Source organism: Agromyces luteolus, from assembly GCF_009729855.1.
GTDB classification, from domain to species: domain Bacteria; phylum Actinomycetota; class Actinomycetes; order Actinomycetales; family Microbacteriaceae; genus Agromyces; species Agromyces luteolus.
In genome coordinates this window covers 19,474-38,439 of the sequence record NZ_WODA01000023.1, presented here as the reverse complement: position 1 = coordinate 38,439, position 18,966 = coordinate 19,474, and the positions used below count along the sequence as shown (strand labels likewise).

Annotated in this window: 17 protein-coding genes; 5 read left to right on the top strand and 12 right to left on the bottom strand. The window is 73.5% G+C overall.

Translation table 11 applies throughout. The annotated features are described in order from the left end of the window. Positions 1 to 54: 54 nt before the first annotated feature. Entirely contained in the window at positions 55 to 339 is a 285-nt protein-coding gene (locus tag GLX25_RS12050) for a hypothetical protein (RefSeq protein WP_155842702.1), read from the top strand. Here GLX25_RS12050 and GLX25_RS12045 read toward each other — a convergent pair. Together GLX25_RS12045 and GLX25_RS12040 are read right to left on the bottom strand one after the other, a co-directional pair. Next, positions 336 to 953 (bottom strand): DUF4232 domain-containing protein, encoded by a 618-nt coding sequence (locus GLX25_RS12045; protein WP_155842701.1) that lies wholly within the window; start codon positions 951 to 953, stop codon positions 336 to 338. The genes GLX25_RS12050 and GLX25_RS12045 overlap by 4 nt on opposite strands. Before the next feature lie 116 nt (positions 954 to 1,069). Beyond that, the gene (locus tag GLX25_RS12040; RefSeq protein ID WP_155842962.1) at positions 1,070 to 2,326 is read right to left on the bottom strand and encodes an MFS transporter; all 1,257 of its coding nucleotides are present in this window, start codon (positions 2,324 to 2,326) and stop codon (positions 1,070 to 1,072) included. 163 nt (positions 2,327 to 2,489) lie between these two features. Here GLX25_RS12040 and GLX25_RS12035 point away from each other — a divergent pair, with 163 nt between their 5' ends. Then, on the top strand, positions 2,490 to 2,996 hold the full coding sequence (locus GLX25_RS12035) for a MarR family winged helix-turn-helix transcriptional regulator (protein ID WP_155842700.1): 507 nt from the start codon (positions 2,490 to 2,492) through the stop codon (positions 2,994 to 2,996). A 28-nt stretch (positions 2,997 to 3,024) separates the two neighbouring features. Here GLX25_RS12035 and GLX25_RS12030 read toward each other — a convergent pair whose 3' ends face one another. The 7 genes from GLX25_RS12030 to GLX25_RS12000 form a co-directional block, all read right to left on the bottom strand. After that, entirely contained in the window at positions 3,025 to 3,510 is a 486-nt protein-coding gene (locus tag GLX25_RS12030; protein ID WP_155842699.1) for an SRPBCC family protein, read from the bottom strand. Further along, positions 3,507 to 3,821, bottom strand: coding sequence for a hypothetical protein (locus GLX25_RS12025; RefSeq protein ID WP_155842698.1), 315 nt, complete (start codon positions 3,819 to 3,821; stop codon positions 3,507 to 3,509). Before GLX25_RS12025 ends, GLX25_RS12030 begins: the two co-directional genes overlap by 4 nt. Positions 3,822 to 3,919: 98 nt before the next feature. Beyond that, the gene (locus tag GLX25_RS12020) at positions 3,920 to 4,315 is read right to left on the bottom strand and encodes a RidA family protein (protein WP_155842697.1); all 396 of its coding nucleotides are present in this window, start codon (positions 4,313 to 4,315) and stop codon (positions 3,920 to 3,922) included. A gap of 85 nt (positions 4,316 to 4,400) precedes the next feature. Continuing rightward, positions 4,401 to 6,809 (bottom strand): beta-xylosidase/alpha-l-arabinosidase, encoded by a 2,409-nt coding sequence (locus tag GLX25_RS12015; protein WP_155842696.1) that lies wholly within the window; start codon positions 6,807 to 6,809, stop codon positions 4,401 to 4,403. Beyond that, positions 6,806 to 7,708, bottom strand: a complete 903-nt coding sequence (locus GLX25_RS12010; RefSeq protein WP_155842695.1) for a carbohydrate ABC transporter permease — start codon at positions 7,706 to 7,708, stop codon at positions 6,806 to 6,808. Before GLX25_RS12010 ends, GLX25_RS12015 begins: the two co-directional genes overlap by 4 nt. 1 nt (position 7,709) lies before the next feature. Beyond that, on the bottom strand, positions 7,710 to 8,708 hold the full coding sequence (locus GLX25_RS12005; RefSeq protein ID WP_155842694.1) for a carbohydrate ABC transporter permease: 999 nt from the start codon (positions 8,706 to 8,708) through the stop codon (positions 7,710 to 7,712). Beyond that, positions 8,708 to 10,003, bottom strand: coding sequence for an ABC transporter substrate-binding protein (locus GLX25_RS12000; protein ID WP_155842693.1), 1,296 nt, complete (start codon positions 10,001 to 10,003; stop codon positions 8,708 to 8,710). Before GLX25_RS12000 ends, GLX25_RS12005 begins: the two co-directional genes overlap by 1 nt. Before the next feature lie 144 nt (positions 10,004 to 10,147). On the opposite strand from GLX25_RS12000, the gene GLX25_RS11990 reads away from it, so the two are divergent. The 3 genes from GLX25_RS11990 (at position 10,148) to GLX25_RS11980 (ending at position 13,787) form a co-directional block, all read left to right on the top strand. After that, a complete protein-coding gene (locus GLX25_RS11990; protein ID WP_420837654.1) occupies positions 10,148 to 11,338 on the top strand; it encodes an ROK family transcriptional regulator in 1,191 nt (396 codons plus the stop codon). A gap of 229 nt (positions 11,339 to 11,567) precedes the next feature. After that, positions 11,568 to 12,839, top strand: coding sequence for a multidrug effflux MFS transporter (locus GLX25_RS11985; RefSeq protein WP_155842691.1), 1,272 nt, complete (start codon positions 11,568 to 11,570; stop codon positions 12,837 to 12,839). A gap of 144 nt (positions 12,840 to 12,983) precedes the next feature. Further along, on the top strand, positions 12,984 to 13,787 hold the full coding sequence (locus GLX25_RS11980; RefSeq protein ID WP_155842690.1) for a phosphatase PAP2 family protein: 804 nt from the start codon (positions 12,984 to 12,986) through the stop codon (positions 13,785 to 13,787). Between the two features lie 405 nt (positions 13,788 to 14,192). Here GLX25_RS11980 and xdhC read toward each other — a convergent pair whose 3' ends face one another. The 3 genes from xdhC to GLX25_RS11965 are packed head-to-tail and all read right to left on the bottom strand — an operon-like array spanning position 14,193 to position 18,947. Continuing rightward, positions 14,193 to 15,038 (bottom strand): xanthine dehydrogenase accessory protein XdhC, encoded by an 846-nt coding sequence (gene xdhC / locus GLX25_RS11975; RefSeq protein ID WP_155842689.1) that lies wholly within the window; start codon positions 15,036 to 15,038, stop codon positions 14,193 to 14,195. A 13-nt stretch (positions 15,039 to 15,051) separates the two neighbouring features. Continuing rightward, on the bottom strand, positions 15,052 to 17,460 hold the full coding sequence (gene xdhB / locus GLX25_RS11970; protein WP_155842688.1) for a xanthine dehydrogenase molybdopterin binding subunit: 2,409 nt from the start codon (positions 17,458 to 17,460) through the stop codon (positions 15,052 to 15,054). Continuing rightward, entirely contained in the window at positions 17,457 to 18,947 is a 1,491-nt protein-coding gene (locus GLX25_RS11965) for a xanthine dehydrogenase small subunit (RefSeq protein ID WP_155842687.1), read from the bottom strand. Before GLX25_RS11965 ends, xdhB begins: the two co-directional genes overlap by 4 nt. Between the last annotated feature and the right edge of the window lie 19 nt (positions 18,948 to 18,966).

The window sequence follows — 18,966 nt, the reverse complement described above, 5'->3', positions numbered from 1 at the left end:
GCCTGCCTCGCGGTGCCACTGACCGCAGCGGCATCCGCGTCGTAGAGTCGAGCCATGGGGGAGAACACACTGCACGCGGTCGCGCGACCGCACCTGAGCGACACCGTCCAGAACTCGGGATGGGCCATTGCGGTCACTGCCGGCGGCGGGAGAGTGCTCGACGTCGAGGTCGTGCACCCGCGGGACATCGGTGAGGACGGCGACGAGGCGGCGATCCGTGACAAGCTCGCGAAGCGCTACGACGTCTCGGGCCTCGAGTTCGAGCGCGGCTTCGAGGAGACCGACGACGGCCTGCGCGAGCCGGTGATCCGGATCACCGGGCTGCGGGAGGCGTCCTAGCCGTCGCCTGACGCAGGTCGCGGTTCCGAGTCGACGGGGCCGACCTGGAGGTCGTCCGCGTCCTCGTCGACGCACACCTCGACGTCCGCCGCCGCCACGATCGGCTCGGATGCGCCCGGGAGCACGAGCGTGACGCCCGTCGCCGCGACGGGGAGCCGGCACGGGTCGTCGCTCGCGCGCGCGTCCGTCCGCGAGATCCGGGCCCAGACGTACGCCCGTTCGCCGGGCTCGACGGTCACGACCTCGCCGGCCCGGCCCTCGGCGTCGGCGGTCGGTGCGCCGTCGAGACCGTAGCCGACCGTCTCGATGGGCCCCGACGCGCCGAGCAGGGCGGTCTCCGTCGGGAACCCGGTGAGCGAGCATGCCGCATCGCCGACGTTGGTGAGCGCGAGGTAGGCGCTCTTCGGCGTCGCCGGGTCGGTTCCCCACTCGACCTTCGCCGTGAAGCGGTCCTGGCAGGCGACGCCGGCGACCGGCGTCGGAGTCAAATCAGGGGATGCGATCGACGGCGTGGGTGATGGGGCCGGTTCGGTCCACGGCATGCATGCGGTGAGCGTCACGCCCGCCCAGGCGACCGCAACGGCCGCCGCGATCGTGGATGCCGCACGTCTCATGTGCCGAATCGTACACACGTAACCGAGTTATACGCACATATGTTCCGATAGACGCCCCCGGCCCACCCGCTCGTGCCCGGGGCCACATACCCCGCCGACCGCGAGATGCCGCGAACTCACGCCCCGCCCGCGACCGGGATCGGGCGGGTGAGCGGCGGCTCCGCCGCGCGCCGCGACGCGACGAGCGCGCGGTGCACGCGCCACGCGGCGAACACGGCGAGCACGCTCACGCCGAGGTGCATCCAGAGGAACCCGTCCACGAGGCCGGCGCCGAGCAGCACCCCGGCGACGAGCGGCCCGGCGGCGGTGAACGCCGTCTGCAGGGCCGCCATCGTGCCGAGCGTCTGCCCGACCATGCCCTTCGGCGCGAGCGACGCCGTCAGCGGGTTCAGCACCGGGCTGTAGATCGTCTCGCCGACCGCGAAGACGCCGTACGTCGTGACGAAGATCGCCGCGGCGAGGCCGGGCGCGAGCTGCGCCGCCGAGAGTCCGAGCCACGCGACCACCCAGATCGCACCGACGCCCATGAGCAGCACGGGCGCGCTGCGCTTGGCGGTGAGGCGCACCATGACGACCTGGATCGCGACGATCACCAGGCAGTTCACGGCCGCCGCGGTGCCGATCACGGTCGGGTCGACGCCGAGCACGGTGATGCCGTACGCGGGCAGCCCCGCCTCGAACTGCGCGTAGAAGCCGAGCGCGAGCGTGATCGTCACGATCGCGGTCCAGCGCAGCGCCGGGGTGGCGAAGATGATGCGCAGGATGCCGCGCGAGCGCGCTTCGACGGCGCGGATCGAGCCCGTGGGGTCGGAGGCGAAGTCGGTCGGCACGACGGCGCCGCGGCCGGCGAGCCAGAGGATGGCGGACGACACGGCGAAGCCCGCCGCGGCCATGAGGAACCCGACGTCGAGCCCGTCGTGCCGGTCGAGGTCGACGAGGAGCCCGGCGATGAACGCGCCAGCGGCCATGCCGAGCGCCTCGCCGGTGAACTTGTAGGCGAACACCTTGCGGCGGTCGTCGCTCGAGGACCACTGCAGTGCGAGCACCTGCTTCGCCGGCGCCGCGGCCGACAGCCCCATGCCGAACACGAGCATGCCCGCGAGGAACGCGCCCGGCTCGTCGGCGACGATGAGCGAGGCCGCGGCCGCGGCGCCGATGAGCTGCGCGGCGACGGCGACCCGCACCGGCGGGAACCGGTCGCTCAGGCGGCCCGCGAGCGGTGCGGCCACGAGCGCGCCCACCGAGAACAGCGAGGCGGCGCCCGCGGCGACGAGTGCGCCCCAGTCCCTCGTCTCCGCGGCATAGGCGTACTGGTAGGGCAGGATCCCGCCCCATCCCAGGGAACCGATGCTCGAGGCGAGGACGAGCAGCATCGCGCGCACGGGCGCACTCCTTTCGCGTGGTCGACCGTCGAACGGTCGATGACGGATGCCGCGGCCGGTCGCCGCGGCGACACCGTCGCCGCAGGTGGCTTCGGTGTCGAATACTTCGATATCGAAATCTTAGCAACCGAAAGAGGTGTGCGAGAATTCCCGCATGGCGAGACGCGGGCCGAGTGCGGCCGAGCAGCACCGCAGGGCGGTCGCGGCCTACGTGGCCGCGGGCGGCGAGGAGTCGGTGCAGCGCGTGATCACCGCGGTGCAGAGCCTCTCGAAGAAGCTCGACCAGTGGTACGCCCGGCAGCTCGCCGACCTCGACGTCACCGCGGGGGAGTGGGCGGTCGTCGCGACGCTCGCGAAGGACGGCGGCGCGCTCACCCCGAGCCAGCTCGCCGACCTCACGAACGTGGCGCCCTCGTCGATGACGCACCGCCTCGACAAGCTCGTCGAGCGCGGGCTCGTCGAGCGCTCGCCCGACGCCGAGAACCGCACGCGGATCCTCGTGAGGCTCACCGACGGCGGGTGGGAGCTGTTCAGCCTCGCGATCCGCAGTTCCGACGTCGTCGAGTCCGACGTGCTGCAGGATCTCGGCGATGCCGAGCGCGGTGAGCTCGCGCGCCTGCTCGAGGTCGTGATCGCGCGGCTCGACGACATCGAGGCCTGAGGACGATCGAGCGACTGCGAGGATCGGGTCAGACGGGGTCGGGCATCGCGCCGCCCGACGCCAGGTGGTCGAGGATCGTCGCGCGCCACTCGGCGAGGTAGTCGGCGCACCCGTCGGCGAACCGCGCCAGATCGGCCGCGGCATCCGTCGTCATCGAGGTGAGGTCGTACGCGACGTGCACGACGCACCCGTCGCTGGTCTCGGTGAACTCAACGGCCACGGTGCCGGCCGTCCACCCCTCCGCGACTCGCGCGTACCGCACGGACGCGGCCGGTTCGCAATCGAGGACGACCCAGGTCGTCGGGCGGCCGTCGTCGTCCTGCGTCTGCCACACCGTGCCGACCTCGAGGTCGTCCGCACCCTCGACGAAGAACCGCGGCACCCAGCCGGGCACCCAGAATTCCTCGCCGCGCGCCGTGAACAGCCGGAACGCCTCCCGTCGCGACAGCGACAACGCGAACGAGCCGTGCAGGACGGCGCGGCTGCCGCCGGCCGTGTGATGATCGCTCGTCACCGCTCGGCCTCCTCCGCGCTCGGGAAGCGCCACCGGTGCGGGCGATCGGCGATCCGATCGCCGCGCAGGCGACGGTCGACGTAGAGCATCACCAGGCCGGCGGCGATGAGCGCGGCGCCGAGCGGTGCGAGCGTGGTTCGAGCGATCGCGAGGACGACCTCGAACACGGCGGTCGCCGCACTCCACTCGGCCGTGTTCACGCCCCACCAGGCCGTGAGAGCGTGCGGCGCGGTCGCGACGAGCAGGCTACCGGCCAAGGTGATGGCGACGCCCCACCAGATCACGGTTCTCGGCATGGACTCCGTGCTCATCGTTCTCCTCGTCGCTCCGTCGCGTGCATCGCCACGCTACCGTGTGCGCACGCGGATCCCGGGCGACGATCGGGCTCGGTCGTGGTCCTGCCCGGGCGCTACTCGCCGACCGGGATCGCGGCGATCGCGTCGACCTCGACCAGGGCGCCCGGCCGTGCCGGGGCGACCATGAGGACGGTCACCGCCGTGCGGTTCGCGCCCCAGACGGCCGCGCTCGCGGCGAAGCCGTCGGCGGGGTCGATGCCGGGCGCGAGGTGGATCGTGAGCTTCGCGACGTGCTCGGGCCCGGTGCCCGCCGCGGCGAGCACGGCGAGCACGTTCCGGAGCGCCTGCTCGGTCTGCGCGCGGAGGCCCTTCAGCAGGGTGCCCGAGGCATCCGTGCCGTTCTGGCCGCCGACGAAGAGCAGTGGACCGGCCGGTGCGATCATGCCCTGGGCGAACGCGGGGCTGGTGGGGAGTTCGTCGGGGTCGACCGGCGTCACGTGGGTGCTCATGCGCGGCTCCTCTCGGGTCGGTTCGAGTGTGCCGCACGCATCCGACATCGCGCCGGCCGATCCCGAGGACCGGCCGGCGCGGAGGTCAGGCGGTCTCCCGCTCGATCGCGACCGCCGGGTGCAGCGCCCGTCGGTGGTCGACGACGCGCACCGGGCCGTCGAGCCGCACGGTGTGCGCAGCCACCAGGTCGCCGCTCGACCGCCCCACCGAGAGCACGACCTCGCCGGGCTCGACGATGCGCTCGCCGGAGCGCGACGTGAACGACGCGAGGTCGGCGGGCACCGTGAACGCGACCTCGACGGCCGCACCCGGTTCGAGCGCGACCCGCGCGAAGCCGACGAGCCGCTGCACCGGCCGCACGACCGACGCGACCGGGTCGTGCAGGTAGAGCTGCACGACCTCGGAGCCGGCGCGGTCGCCGGCGTTGCGCACGCGCAGCCGCACGGTGGCCGCGCCATCCGTCGTGGTCGACGCCTCGTCGCCCGAGAACGACGACCACTCGAACGTCGTGTACCCGAGCCCGTGGCCGAAGGGGAAGGCCGCCGTCGGGTCGACGTTCGAGACGTCGCTCGCCCGCGCGAGCGGCGGCGCGAGGTACGTCGTCGGCTGCGCGCCGGGCGTCGCCGGGATCGACACGGGCAGGCGCCCGCTCGGGTTCACCCGGCCGCTGAGCACGCCCGCGATGGCCCCGGCACCCTCCTCGCCGGCGAAGAACGCCTGCACGATGCCCGCCGACTCGGATGCCGCGCGCCCGAGCGCGTACGGTCGCCCGGCGAGCAGGGTGAGCACCGTTGGCGTCCCGGTGTCGAGCACGGCGTCGACGAGCGCCTGCTGGGCACCCGGCAGCGCGAGCGACTCGGCGTCGCAGCCCTCGCCGCTCGTCCCTCGGCCGAAGAGCCCGGCCCGGTCGCCGAGCGCGAGCACGACGACGTCGGCGGATGCCGCGAGCCCGACCGCCTCGGCGACGCCGTCGGTGTCGCCGCCGTCCACGCTCGTGCCGACCGCGTGCCGGATCTCGCTGCCCGGGAACTCGGCGCGGAGCGCATCGAGCAGGGTCGGGATGCGGATGCCGAGCTCGACGCCCGGGTGCTGGGTCACGACGTGCGTCGGGAACGAGTAGCAGCCGAGCATCGCGTACGGGTCGTCGGCGTTCGGTCCGATCACCGCGATCACGGGAGGTGCCGCGAGCGGCAGCGTGCCGTCGTTCCGGACGAGCACGACGGCGCGCTCGGCGAGCTCGCGCGCGAGCGCGCGGTTGCCGGGCGGGTCGAGGTCGATGCGGCCGCGGAGCCGATCCGCGTGCGCCGTGTCGGCGTCCGCGAGGTCGGCGTCGGCGAGCCCGAGCCCCGCGAGCGCGGGCGGCACGGGCGACCAGGAGGCGTCGAGCAGGCCGAGCTCGGCCTTCTGCCGCAGCACGCGGCGGAGCGCGGTGTCGACGAGCGCGACATCCACCGCGCCCGCCTCGACCGCCGCCCGCAAGGGCTCGCCGAATCCCTTGACCGTGGGCAGCTCGACGTCGATGCCCGCCTCGAGCGCCGCGGCCGCGGCATCCGCCCACGTGTCGGCGACGCCGTGGAGCAGCTTCAGGAACGCGACCGCGAAGTAGTCGGCGACGACCGTGCCGTCGAAGCCCCACGTCTCGCGCAGCAGCTCCGTGAGCAGCCACCGGTCGGCCGCCGACGGCACGCCGTCGAGGTCGGAGTACGAGTTCATGACGCTGCGGGCGCCGCCCTCGCGGACGGCCATCTCGAAGGGCGGCAGCAGCACGTCGCCGAGCTCGCGCGGCCCGATCGAGACGGGCGCGAGGTTTCGCCCGGCCTTCGAGGCCGAGTACCCGACGAAGTGCTTCAGGGTCGCGACGACGCCGGATGCCTCGAGCCCGCGCACGTACGCCGTGCCCACCGTCGCCACGAGGTACGGGTCCTCGCCGATGGTCTCCTCGACGCGGCCCCAGCGCGCGTCGCGGACGACGTCGAGCACGGGTGCGAGGCCCTGGTGCACGCCCACCGAGCGCAGGTCGGCGCCGATGCGGCGCGCCATCCGCTCGACGAGCACCGGGTCGAACGACGCGCCCCACGACAACGGCACCGGGTACGCGGTGGCGCCCCACGCGGCGAATCCCGCGAGGCACTCCTCGTGCGCGACCGCGGGGACGCCGAGGCGGTTCGCGCCGGCGATCCGCCGTTGCATGCGCGCGAGCGAGAGCGCGCCGACCGCCGCGTCGACGGGGGCCGTGCCGAACGGCCGCGTGACCTGGCCGAGCCCCGAGGGGAGCAGCGCGTCGAGGTCGACGTCGTCGTTCAGGTCGTGCTGGTGCGGGGCGACGTCGCCGCCGCCGTCTTCGGACGCGCCGACCCAGACGCCGTAGAGCTGCGCGAGCTTCTCGTCGAGCGTCATCTCGGCCATGAGTGCCGCGACGCGCTCGTCGATCGGACGCGCGGCGTCGCGCCACGCGGCATCCGTCACCGGGGTCTGCGGATCGATGGCGGTCATCCCTTCACCGCCCCCTGCAGGCCGCCGACGATGCGTCGCTCGGCGACGAGGAAGAACGCCAGCGCCGGGATCATCGCGAGCGACGTGTACGCGAGCACCGCCGCCGTGTCCTGCGAGTACTGCGTCGAGAACTGCGTGACGCCGAGCGGAAGCGGCCAGAGCTCCTGCGGGAGCGTGCCCGTCGAGATCACGAGCAGCGGCAGCAGGTAGCCGTTCCAGCTGCCGACGAACGCCAGCACGCCGACCGTGACGAGTCCGGGCATCGACAGCGGCAGGAGGATCCGCCAGAAGAACCCGATGCGGCTCGTGCCGTCGATCGAGGCGGCCTCCTCGAGCTCGTCGGGGATGGCTCGGAGGAACGGCACGAGGATGATGATCGTCGTCGGCAGCGCGAACGCGATCGACGGGATGATCACGCCGAGGTACGAGCCGTGCAGCCCGAGGGTGCGCAGCAGCAGCGTGAGCGGCAGCGCGGCGACCGTGAGCGGGAACATCAGCCCGGCGGTGAAGAGCGTGTAGAGGCCCTGGCGCCCACGGAAGTCGTAGCGTGCGATCACGAACGCGGCCATGATGCCGACGATCACGACGCCCGCGGTGGTGCCGACGGCGAGGATGACGCTCGCGAGCACGTTGCCCCAGAACCGCTCGGAGCCGAGCACGCTCGCCCAGTTCGCGAGGGTCCACGGGTCGGGCAGGCCCGCCGGGTCGGCATTCAGGTCGGCGGTCGTGCGGAACCCGCCGAGGAAGACGTAGAGCACGGGGCCGATCGCGACCGCGGCGACCACGAGCGCGACGAGGTAGACGAACGGCTGGCCCCAGTCGATGCCGCGGCCGGCGGTGCGGCGCGGTGGCAGGTCGTCCGCGGGTCGCCCCGTGGTGATGGAGGTGGTCGCGGTCATGTCAGCGGACTCCTCGGGTGACGGCGCCGGCGAGGTCGCGGCGGAGGGCCAGGCGCTGGTAGATCAGCGCCACGGCGAGCGAGATGAAGAAGAGGATGACGGCGATGGCGCTGCCGTAGCCCGGCTGGCCGGCGAACTGGCCCTGCTGCACCATGTAGGTCGCCATGGTCTCGGTGGCCATGCCGCGCACGGTCGGCGCGACGGTGACCCACACCATGTCGAACAGCTGGAGGGCGCCGATCATCGACAGGAACGCCCAGATCCGGATCGTCGGACCGAGCAGGGGGATCGTGATGTGCCGCTGGATCTGCCACCAGCTCGCGCCGTCGATCGCGGCGGCCTCGGCGAGCTCCTCGGGCACGCCCTGCAGGCCCGCGAGCATGAGGATGATCGCGAAGCCGAGGTACTTCCACGTGAGGATCCAGAACAGGGTCCAGAGCGCGATGCTCGGGTCGGCGAGCCAGTTCTGCTGCAGGAACCCGAGCCCGAGCGACTCGAGCATCGCGTTCACGCCGCCCGAGGGCTGCAGGAGGAGCTTCCACGCGAGGCCCGCGATGACCTCGGCGAGGACGTAGGGGACGAAGATCAGGAGGCGGAGCGCCGTCCGGCCGCGGAGCGGGCGGTTCAGCAGCAGCGCGATGCCGATCGCGAGCGGGCCCTGGATGAGCAGCGACGCGAACAGGATGATGAAGTTGTTGCCGATCGCGCGGACGAACTCGGGGGAGTCGAACGCCCGCTGGTAGTTGGCGAGGCCGATGAACCGGTCGGGCTCGGCGAGCTGCTCCCATCGGAACGCCGGGGGCAGGTTGTAGAGGCTGTAGACCGCGGCGAGGATCACCGGCAGGATCACGAAGCCGAGGAACAGGATCAGGGCGGGGCCCACGAGCAGGACGATCTCGATGCGCTGGCGCGCCGCGCTCGATCGCGGTCGCCGTCGTCCCGGGGTGGGGGCCGGGCCCGCGGTGGTCGCGGGCCCGGCCGGCTGGAGCGTTGCGGTCATCAGAGCGTCGCCGCAGCGTCCTGCATCTTCGTGACGATCTCGTCGGGCGTGCCGGAGCCGCCGAAGAGGTTGACGATGCCGTCGTTCATGGCGTTGCCGACGGTCGTGCCGAAGGCGGTGTCGAGCCAGAGCTGCACGAACGACGAGGCCGCGAGGCCCTCGGCGACGAGCGTCAGGTTCGGGTCCTCGAGCGAGCTCGTCGCGGCGGGGACGGTGGGGATGCCGGCGCCGCTCGCGGCGAACTTCGCCTGGACGTCCTCGCTCATGATGAACTCCAGGAGCTCGGCGCACTCCGGCGGGGCCTCCGCGGAGCAGGCGAAGCCGTCGCCGCCGCCGAGCGCCGCCGTCGGGTCGCCCGCCGCACCCTCGATGCCGGGGAACGGGAACCAGCCGAGGAACTCGGGCACCTGCTGGTCGGGCGTGAGCCCGCCGATGACGCCGGCGTTCCAGTGGCCCATGAGCTCCATGGCCGCCTGGCCGTTCGCGACGAGGCCGGCCGAGCTGCCGGCGCCCTGCTGGGCGGGTGTGCCGAGGAAGCCCTCCTGGAACGGGTCGATGCCGAGGAAGTCCTCGAGCTGCTCGCCCGCCTCGACCCAGCAGTCGTCGCTGAAGTCGAACTCGGTCTCGGCGGCCTGGAGCGTCTCGGGCGAGCAGGAGTGGAGGGCGAACTGGTACCACCAGTGCGCGGCCGGCCACTTGTCGCCCGCGCCGACGGCGATGGGGGTGATGCCCGCCTCGCGGAGCGCGCCGACGTCGTCGATGAGCTCGTCGAGCGTGGTCGGCGGCGCGTCGATGCCGGCCTGCTCGAAGAGGTCGGTGTTGTACCAGAAGCCCTCGATGCCGAACGTGAACGGGATGCCGTACGTGGCGCCCTCGACCTGCCACGGGTTGACCGTCGCGCCGACGCTGTCGATCGTGTCGGGGATGACGTCGTCGAGCGGCATCAGGTAGCCGTTCTCGACCTGGTCGCGCAGCTCGCCGCCGGGCCAGACCTGGAAGAGGTCGGGCGGGTCGCCCGCGGCGAGGGCGTTGGGGATGAGCGTGCGCTGCAGGTCCTCGTTCTGGTAGCCGGTCTGCTCGACCGTGACGCCGGGGTGCGCCTCCTCGAACTCCGTGGCGACCTCCTCCCAGACCTCGGGGAGTGGGCCGGTCGTGCCGTTGTGCCACCAGGTGAGGGTGACCTCGCCGTCGCCGCCCTCGTCGCCACCGCCGCCGGCGCAGCCGGTGAGCGAGGCGACGGCGAGCCCGGTCGCCGCGGCGAGCGTGACGAGCCGCGTGGTGCTGCGTCTGTTCATCATCGAACCTCTCGAAAATTTCGACCACAACGTCGAAAGTGATCTGGACGTCATGAGGATACGCCGGGATCGATATGCGGTCAAGCGCAACAAATACGGCGATGCGGCATCCGGATCGGCCGCGTCGAACCTAGAGTGGTGCGCGTGATCGACCGCAACGGAAGCACCGGGAGTTTCGACGGGGTGCATCGACGCAACCTCGCGCGGATCCTGGGGCTCGCACATCTCGAGGGCCCGCTCTCCCGAGCGCGCATCACCGCGCTCACGGGACTCAACCGCTCGACCGTCGCCTCGCTCGCCGGCGAGCTCATCGAACTCGGACTCGTCGAGGAGCGCGCGCCCGACCCGACCAACCGCGTCGGTCGCCCGTCGCCCGTCGTCGCCGCCCACCCGGGCGTCGTCGCCGTCGCCGTGAACCCCGAGGTCGACGCCGTCACGCTCGCCGCCGTCGGGCTCGGCGGGCGCATCGACGCCCGCGAGCGCATCGAGGTCGACGACCTGGTGACGCCGGAGCGCACCGCGCTGCTCGTGGCCGACGCCATCCGACGCTGGCGCGAGGGCGACCTCGCGCACGCGCGGTTCGCGGGCGTCGGGCTCGCGGTACCGGGCCTCGTCCGCGCAGCGGACGGACTCGTGCGGTTCGCACCGCACCTCGAGTGGCGCGATGCGCCGGTGCGCGAGTTCGTCGAGGAGGCCACCGGGCTTCCGGCGTCGGTCGGCAACGACGCGAGCCTCGGCGCGCTCGCCGAGCACCTGTTCGGCGCGGGCCGCGGCGTCGACGACCTCGTCTACCTGAACGGCGGCGCGAGCGGCATCGGCGGCGGGCTCGTCGTGCATGGGCGCGCCGTCGGCGGACACAGCGGCTACGCGGGCGAGTTCGGGCAGAACCGGCCGGGCATCGCCGCGCCCGAGGACCGCCGCGCCGATGGCGGCGTGCTCGAGGACGAGGTCGGCCGGGCGCGGCTGCTCGAGGCCCTCGGGCTGCGGTCGGCCGACGAGCCGACGCTGGCGGATGCCATCCGGTCGGCCGTCGACGCCGGCGACCCGGCGATCGCCGCCGAGCTCGACCGCCAGCGCCGGATCCTCGCGACGGCGCTCGCGAACGCCGTGAACGTCCTCAACCCCTCGCTCGTGATCCTCGGCGGGTTCCTCGCGACGCTCGCCGAGCAGGATCCCGACGCCATCCGCGCCGCGGTCGCCGCGCAGGCGATGCCCGCTGCGATGGAGGACGTGGAGGTCGTCGTCGCCGCGCTCGGCGAGGACCGCCTCATGATCGGCGCCGCCGAGCTCGCGTTCGCGAGGCTCCTGGACGACCCGCTCTCCGTCGCCGGCTGACCACCTTCGGGGGCTCGCGGCCGGAACCCGAATGATGTTCGGCTTGCGCCGACCGGGGGTCGCTGCGCTATGATCGAACCTCAGTCGAATCGATTCGAGGCCATGACGGCCGAGATCGCTCCCGGCGGCGCCCCACGGGGCGCCGTTCCTGTTCGCCCGGCGCCCGACGGCGTGCGCCAGCGCAGCCGCCTCCGCACGACCGCACTCCAGCACGCCTCGGGAACCGCCTATGTCCACCGCCTCCATCCCCATCGTCCGACCGGACGACTACTCCGCTCCCCGCCACCCCGGCGACCTGCTCAGCCGCCGCCAGCGGCTCGTCTACGTCCTGGTGCTGGGAGCCCTCACCGCGCTCGGCCCGTTCACGGTCGACCTCTACCTGCCCGCCTTCCCGGCGCTCGAGTCCGAGTTCGGCGTGGGCGCGGCCGCCGTGCAGATCACGCTGACCGGCACCATGATCGGCTTCGGCCTCGGCCAGCTCATCGTCGGCCCGTGGAGCGACAAGGTGGGCCGCCGGCTCCCGCTGATCCTCGCGACGGCGCTGCACATCGCCGCGTCGATCGCGGCCGCGCTCGCGCCCGACATCGCCTGGCTCGCGTTCTTCCGCCTCATGCAGGGCTTCGGCGCCGCCGCGGGCGGCGTGGTCGCGATGGCCATGGTGCGCGACCTGTTCGGCGGCAAGCCGCTCGTGCGCATGCTCTCGCGCCTCGCGCTCGTCAACGGCCTCGCGCCGGTGCTCGCCCCCGTCATCGGCTCGCAGCTGCTCGCGTTCATGGACTGGCGCGGCGTGTTCTGGGTGCTCGCCGGCTACGGCGTCGTCGTGGTGCTCTCGGTCGCGTTCCTGATCGTCGAGACCCTGCCCGAGTCGCGCCGCCACGTCGCCGGCCACTCGTCGATGCGCGAGCGCTACCGCGCGCTCTTCCGCGACCGCATCTACCTCGGCGCCGCGATCATCGGCGGCATGACCTTCACCGGGCTGTTCGCCTACCTGACCACGTCATCGTTCCTGTTCCAGCAGGTGTACGCGTTCAGCCCGCAGGAGTACGGGCTGCTCTTCGCGGTCAACTCGGTCGGCGTCATCATCGGCGTGCAGACCTCGTCGCGCCTGATCCGCGGACCCGTCCCCCCGCAGTACGTGCTCGCGGGCGCGACCGTCGTGCACGCCGCGATGGCGATCGCCATCATCGTGCTCGACTCGTCGGGCGCCGGGTTCTGGGGCACCGCCATCCCGCTGTGGATCTACATCACCGCGTGCGGCTTCAGCTTCCCCGCCGTGCAGGTGCTCGCCCTCGCGCACCACGGCGCGGAGGCCGGCACCGCCGCGTCGCTCCTCGGCGCGCTGAACTTCGGCCTCGCGGGCGTGATCTCGCCGCTCATCGGCCTCTTCGGCGTCGACAGCGCCGTGCCGATGGCCGTGTTCATGCTCGGCGCCGCGGTGGTCGCGATCGCCTCGGTGTGGCTGCTCGTGCGCCCGAGGACGGTCCCCGCGCTCACCGACTGACCGGGACGAGGGGCGGATGCCGCGTGCCGCATGCCGGCCGCGGCATCCGCTCGTCTCCCGGCCCCGGGTGCCGTTCGACGCGGGCTTCGGGCCACGCGGCGGCGGTGCACAGGCGCCCGGCGCCCGCGCGACTAGCGTGTCGACATGAGCGAACCGGACCGGACCGCGCCCGACCTCGACTCGACGGTCGACGCGCGCGGGCCCGTGAGCGCCCCGGACGTCAGCCTCGACCCGGTCACCCGCGAGGAGCGCACCGAGCACGTCGGCCGGTTCGTGCCGTTCGCCGCGGGCATCGCCTCGCTCGTGATCGCCGTGGTGCTCGGCATCGTGATCCTGTTCCGTTCCGAGACGGTCTTCGAGATCGACGAGGAGTGGGCCGAGGACATCTTCACGCTCCGCGGGCCGATCGGCGACCTCTTCGCCTTCGGCATGAACGCCCTCGGCGGCGGGATCATCGGCGTGTTCGTCGTGCCGATCACGATCGCGGTCATCCTGCTCGCCGTCCGACGGCCCTGGGCGGCGCTGTACTTCATCACGGCATCGGCCGTCAGCGCGCTCATCGTGCAACTGCTCAAGAACCTCTTCGGCCGCGCCCGCCCCGAGGACATCATCGTGCTCTCCGACTTCGGCTCCTTCCCGTCCGGGCACGTCGCGAACGCCGCGACGATCGCGGTCACGATCGGCATCATCGTGCCGCGCGCGTGGGTCTGGGTCGCGGGCACCGTGTACACGCTCCTCATGGCGATCAGTCGCACGTACCTCGGCGCCCACTGGATCACCGACACCATCGGCGGCGCGCTCGTCGGGGCCGGAGCCGCCCTCCTCGTCTGGACGGTCTTCGCCCAGCGGATCGAACGCGAACGCCTCGCCCGCGCCGCGGTCATCGCCGAGCGCAACCGCGCGTTCGCCCAGTCGCACGTCACCCCGCCGGCGCGCCCGCGCGCGTAGACGCGGATCCCGATCGCCGGCGCGATCCCGCGGGTCGTCGCGCTGCCGGTCAGCCGCCGCGCCCGCGCGCAGACGGCCCCTCCCCGATCGCCGGCGCGATCTCGCAGGTCGTCGCGCTGCCGGTCGGACCGTCTCGCTTGCAGGGGAGGGAGAAAGGTATCCCGCGGCTACCTTTCTCCCTCGTCTCGACGAGGGACCGTGACCGGGAACGAGCGGGCGGAACGCAACCGGCGGCGGAATCGGGGCCGCGTACCGGTCCGGGGGCCGAGTCTTGGAGCCGGGGCCGAGTTTCGGAGCCGGGGCCAGGCCGCGGAACGCAACCTGGCTTCCGTCTCGGGACCGAGCTTCGGAACCGGGACCGGGCGTCGGTACGGGACTCCACCGGCGCGCGGGCGTCGAGCCGGGTCAGGTGCGACGGGCGGCAGTGGGCGCGCCCGCCTCCTGCTCGACGCGCTGCAGCAGCTCGGCGGCGACGCTCACCGCGATCGCGGCGGGCTCCTTCGAGCGGATCCCGTCGATGCCGATCGGCGTCTCGATGCGGCCGAGCGCGCCTTCGTCGTGACCCGCCGAGGCGAGCTGGGAGCGGAAGCGCGCCCACTTGGAGCGCGACCCGATGAGCCCGATCGACGCGAGGCCCGGCGTTCGCAGGGCGGCGTCGCAGATCGCGAGGTCCTCGGCGTGGTCGTGCGTCATGACCAGCACGTGCGCGCCCGCCGGCAGCTCCGCGAGCGCCGCCTCGGGCACGGGCAGGTGGTGGACCCGGATCGTGGCGACCGCGTCGGCGAGGGGCCCGGAGACGCCGGGTTCGCCGACGCGATCCGTCGAGAGCATCGCCTCGCGCGAGTCGACGAGGTCGAGTTCGATCGGATGCCTCGCGAGGATCCGCGCGAGCTCGAGCCCGACGTGCCCGAGGCCGAAGATCGCGACGGCCGGCACGACCGGCAGGGGTTCCAGCAGCATCGTGACCTCTCCTCCGCAGCACTGCACGCCGTAGTCGACCGCGGCCCGGTCGCTCAGGGTGAGCGTCAGCAGCTCGGGCTCCGCCGCGCCCGCGCCGAGCATCTCGCGCGCCCGCGCGAGCGCGGTCTGCTCGAGGTTGCCGCCGCCGACGGTTCCCACGACCTCGTCGGGCGCGACGACCATCTTCGCGCCGCCGTTCCGCGGCGCGTGGCCGCGCACCATCGCGAGCGTCACGAGCACGGCGGGCGTGCGCGCCGCCCGGAGTCGCTGCACGGCGTCGACCCAGTCCATCGGCACCCGTCCGTCAGCGTTCGGCGGACACGCGCCCGGCGTGCGCGGCGCGGGACGCGGCATCCGTCACGGGCGGCGCAGCCGGTGAGGCCTGACGGCTCGCCTCACGTGCCGCCTCGATCGCCCAGAACACGGCCTCCGGCGTCGACGGCGCCGCGAGCTCGACCGAGTGCCCGGCCGGGCCGAAGGCCGCGACCGCCTCGCGGATCGCCTCGCGCACGCTGAAGGCCAGCATGAGCGGCGGCTCGCCGACGGCCTTCGAGCCGTAGATCGCGCCGTCCTCGTGCGCGCGCTCGAGGAAGTGCACGTTGAGCTCGTCGGGCAGCTCCGAGAAGCTCGGCAGCTTGTAGGTGCTCGCCGACGGCGTGAGCAGGCGCCCGCGACCGGGGCCGTCGGTCTCGTCCCAGCGCAGCTCCTCGAGTGTCAGCCAGCCCACGCCCTGCATGAACGCGCCCTCGACCTGCCCGAGGTCGATGAGCGGCGACAGCGAGTCGCCGACGTCGTGCACGATGTCCACGCGTCGCAGCCGGGTCGCGCCCGTGAAGCCGTCGACCTCGACCTCGCTCGCGGCCACGCCGTAGGCGAAGTACTTGAACGGCGTGCCGGTCATCGTCGCGGGGTCCCAGCCGAGGCCCTCGGTCCGGTAGTAGCCCGCGGCGAAGAGCTGCACGCGCTCGGCGTACGCGGTCGCCGCGAGCTCGCCGAAGAGCACGGATGCCGCGGGGTCGCCGCCGTGCACCCGGCCGTCCTCGAACCGCACCTCGGACTGGTCGACGCCGAGCACGTTCGCGGCCACGGGCCGGAGCCGGGCGATGATCTGGTCGCACGCGTGCTTCACGGCGGCGCCGTTGAGGTCGGCACCCGAGGAGGCCGCGGTCGCCGACGTGTTCGGCACCTTGTCGGTGCGCGTGGGTGCGAGGCGCACCTGCGCGAGCGGCACGCCGAGCGCGGTCGCCGCGACCTGGAGCATCTTGGTGTGCAGGCCCTGCCCGAGCTCGGTGCCGCCGTGGTTGACGAGCACCGAGCCGTCGCGGTAGACGTGCACGAGCGCGCCGGCCTGGTTGTAGGCGGTGAAGGTGAACGAGATGCCGAACTTCACGGGCGTGATCGCGAGGCCGCGCTTGACGTCGGGGTCGACGGCGTTCGCGGCCGCGATCTCGTCGCGGCGCCGCGCGAACCCGGCCTGGTCGAGCACCTGCGACCACGCGGCGCCGAGCCGCTCGGCGTGGCGCACCTCCATGCCGTAGGGCGTCGTCTGCCCGGGCCGGTACAGGTTGCGCTCGCGGAGCTCCGCCGCGTCGATGCCGAGGAGCGGCGCGACGCGGCCCAGGACGTCCTCGATCACGAACATGCCCTGCGGGCCGCCGAAGCCGCGGAACGCGGTCTGCGAGGTGATGTTCGTGCGCGCGATGCGCCCGTGCACCTCGATGTCGGGGATCCAGTAGGCGTTGTCGACGTGGCAGAGCGCGCGCCCGAGCACGGGGTCGGAGAGGTCGAGGCTCCAGCCGCCGTTCGAGGTGAGCGTCGCCTCGAGGCCGAGGATGCGGCCGTCGTCGTCGAAGCCCGCGCGCCACGTGGCGTGGAACGGGTGCCGCTTGCCCGTCATGACCATGTCCTGCGCGCGCGTCAGGCGCAGCCGCACCGGCCGGCCGGTGCGCACCGCGCCGAGCGCCGCGACGGCGGCGAGGCCGTGCGGCTGCATCTCCTTGCCGCCGAACCCGCCGCCGAGGCGGAGCGACTGCACGGTCACCCGGTGGTTCGGCACGCCGAGCACGTGGGCGACGATCTCCTGCGTCTCCGACGGGTGCTGCGTGCTGGACTCGACGAACACCTGCCCCTCGGAGTCCACGTGCGCGAACGACGCGTGCGTCTCGAGGTAGAAGTGCTCCTGTCCGCCGACGACGCTCACGCCCTCGAACACGTGCGGCGCCGAGGCGAGGGCGGATGCCGCGTCGCCGCGCCGCACGGTCGGCGCGATGCCCTGGAACGAACCGGCCGCGATGGCCTCCTCGACGGTCACGATCGAGGGCAGCTCCTCGTAGTCGACGCCGACGGCCTCCGCTCCGAGCCGTGCGGCCTCGGCGGTCTCGCCGAGCACCCAGGCGAGGGCGTGGCCGTGGTACTGCGCCTCGTCGGGGAAGAGCGGCTCGTCGCCCTTCGCACCGCCGTCGTTGACGCCCGGGACGTCGTCGGCGGTGAGCACGTGCACGACGCCCGGCACCTCGAGCGCCGGCGCGACATCGAGCCGCACGCGCGCGTGCGCGTGCGTCGACGTGACCGGCCACGCGGTCAGCACGTCGCGCCGCGTCGCCGTCAGGTCGTCGGTGTAGACGGCGGTGCCCGTGGCGTGCAGCCGGGCGCTCTCGTGCGCGACGGGCGTGCCGGCGACGGCACCGGCGGGACGGTGGCCGAGCTCGCTCATGCGGGCACCCCCTCGCGCACGGTCCGGCGATGCAGCCGCAGCAGCGCCTGCTCGAGCATGGCCGCGCGGTACTCCGCACTGGCCCGGTGGTCCGACATGGGCGTGCCCTCGCCGCCGAGCACGGATGCCGCCTCCCGGACGGCGTCCTCAGTCCACTCGCGCCCGACGAGCGCGGCCTCGGTCGCGCGCGCCCGGATGGGCGTCGCCGCGACGCCGCCGAGCCCGATCCGTGCGGAGGCCACCGTGCCGCGTTCCTCGTCGAGGTCGATCGCGAACGCCACGGCGACGCTCGAGATGTCGTCGTAGCGGCGCTTGGCGACCTTGTGGAACGCCGTGAGGTTGGCCGTCGGCTGCGGGATCCGGATGGTGCGGATGAGCTCGCCCGGGCGCCGGACCGTCTCGCGGTATCCCGTGAAGTACTCGGCGAGGTCGACCTCGCGCTCGCCGTCGGGCGAGGCCAGCACCAGCCTGGCCTCGAGGGCGAGCAGCGCGGGCGGCGCATCGCCGATCGGGGAGGCCGTGCCGAGGTTGCCGCCGAGCGTGGCCCGGTTGCGGATGAGCGGCGACGCGAACTGCGGGAAGAGCGCCGCGAGCAGCGGTGCGCGCCCGCCGAGCCGGTGCTCGATCTCGGTCAGGGTGAGCGCCGCCCCGAGGTCGACGCCGGCGTCGTCCTCGACGAAGGCCCGGAGCTCCGGGAGCCGATCGATCGCGACGACGAGCGGCGCCCGTCGACCCCGGAGGTTCGCCTCGACGCCCCAGTCGGTGCATCCCGCGATCGGGACGGCGTCGGGCTCGACGTGCAGCAGGGCCAGCGCCTCGTCGAGGGACTCGGGGCGCACGAATCGACCGCCCTCGCCCGCGAGGCGCGTCGCCCTGGCGGCGGGTGCCGGTCGGGTGCGGCGTTCCGCGAGCGGATCGTCGGCCCCCGGCGTCGCCTCCATGCCGAGCGCGGCGTCGCGGATGGGCCGGTACCCGGTGCACCGGCAGAGGTTGCCGCTCAACGCGTGGAGGTCGAAGCGCTCGGCCGCGGGCGCCTCGGAGGCGCCGGCGGCGGCGCCGTTGCCGCCGTCGGCGCTGGTGCGAACGGATGCCGCGGCATCCGCCCCGCCCCTCGCCCGGTAGAACTCGGCCGCCATGCTGCACGCGAAGCCGGGCGTGCAGTACCCGCACTGCGACCCGCCCGCCTCCGCGAGGGCGGCCTGCACGGGATGCATCCGCTCGGGGGTGCCGAGGCCCTCGGCCGTCACCACCTCCTGGCCGTCGAGCGCCGCGGCGGGCATCAGGCACGCGTTGACCGCGGTCCATGCGGTGCCGCCGTCGTCGTCGGGCGTGGCGAGCAGCACGGCGCACGCGCCGCACTCGCCCTCGGCGCAGCCCTCCTTCGCGCCGATCAGGCCGAGCGACCTGAGCCAGTCGAGCGCGGTGGTGGAGGCCGCGATGCCCGAGGCATCCCTCGGCCGGCCGTTGACGGTGACGACGATGTCCATGCCTGGCTCCCTCTGTCCG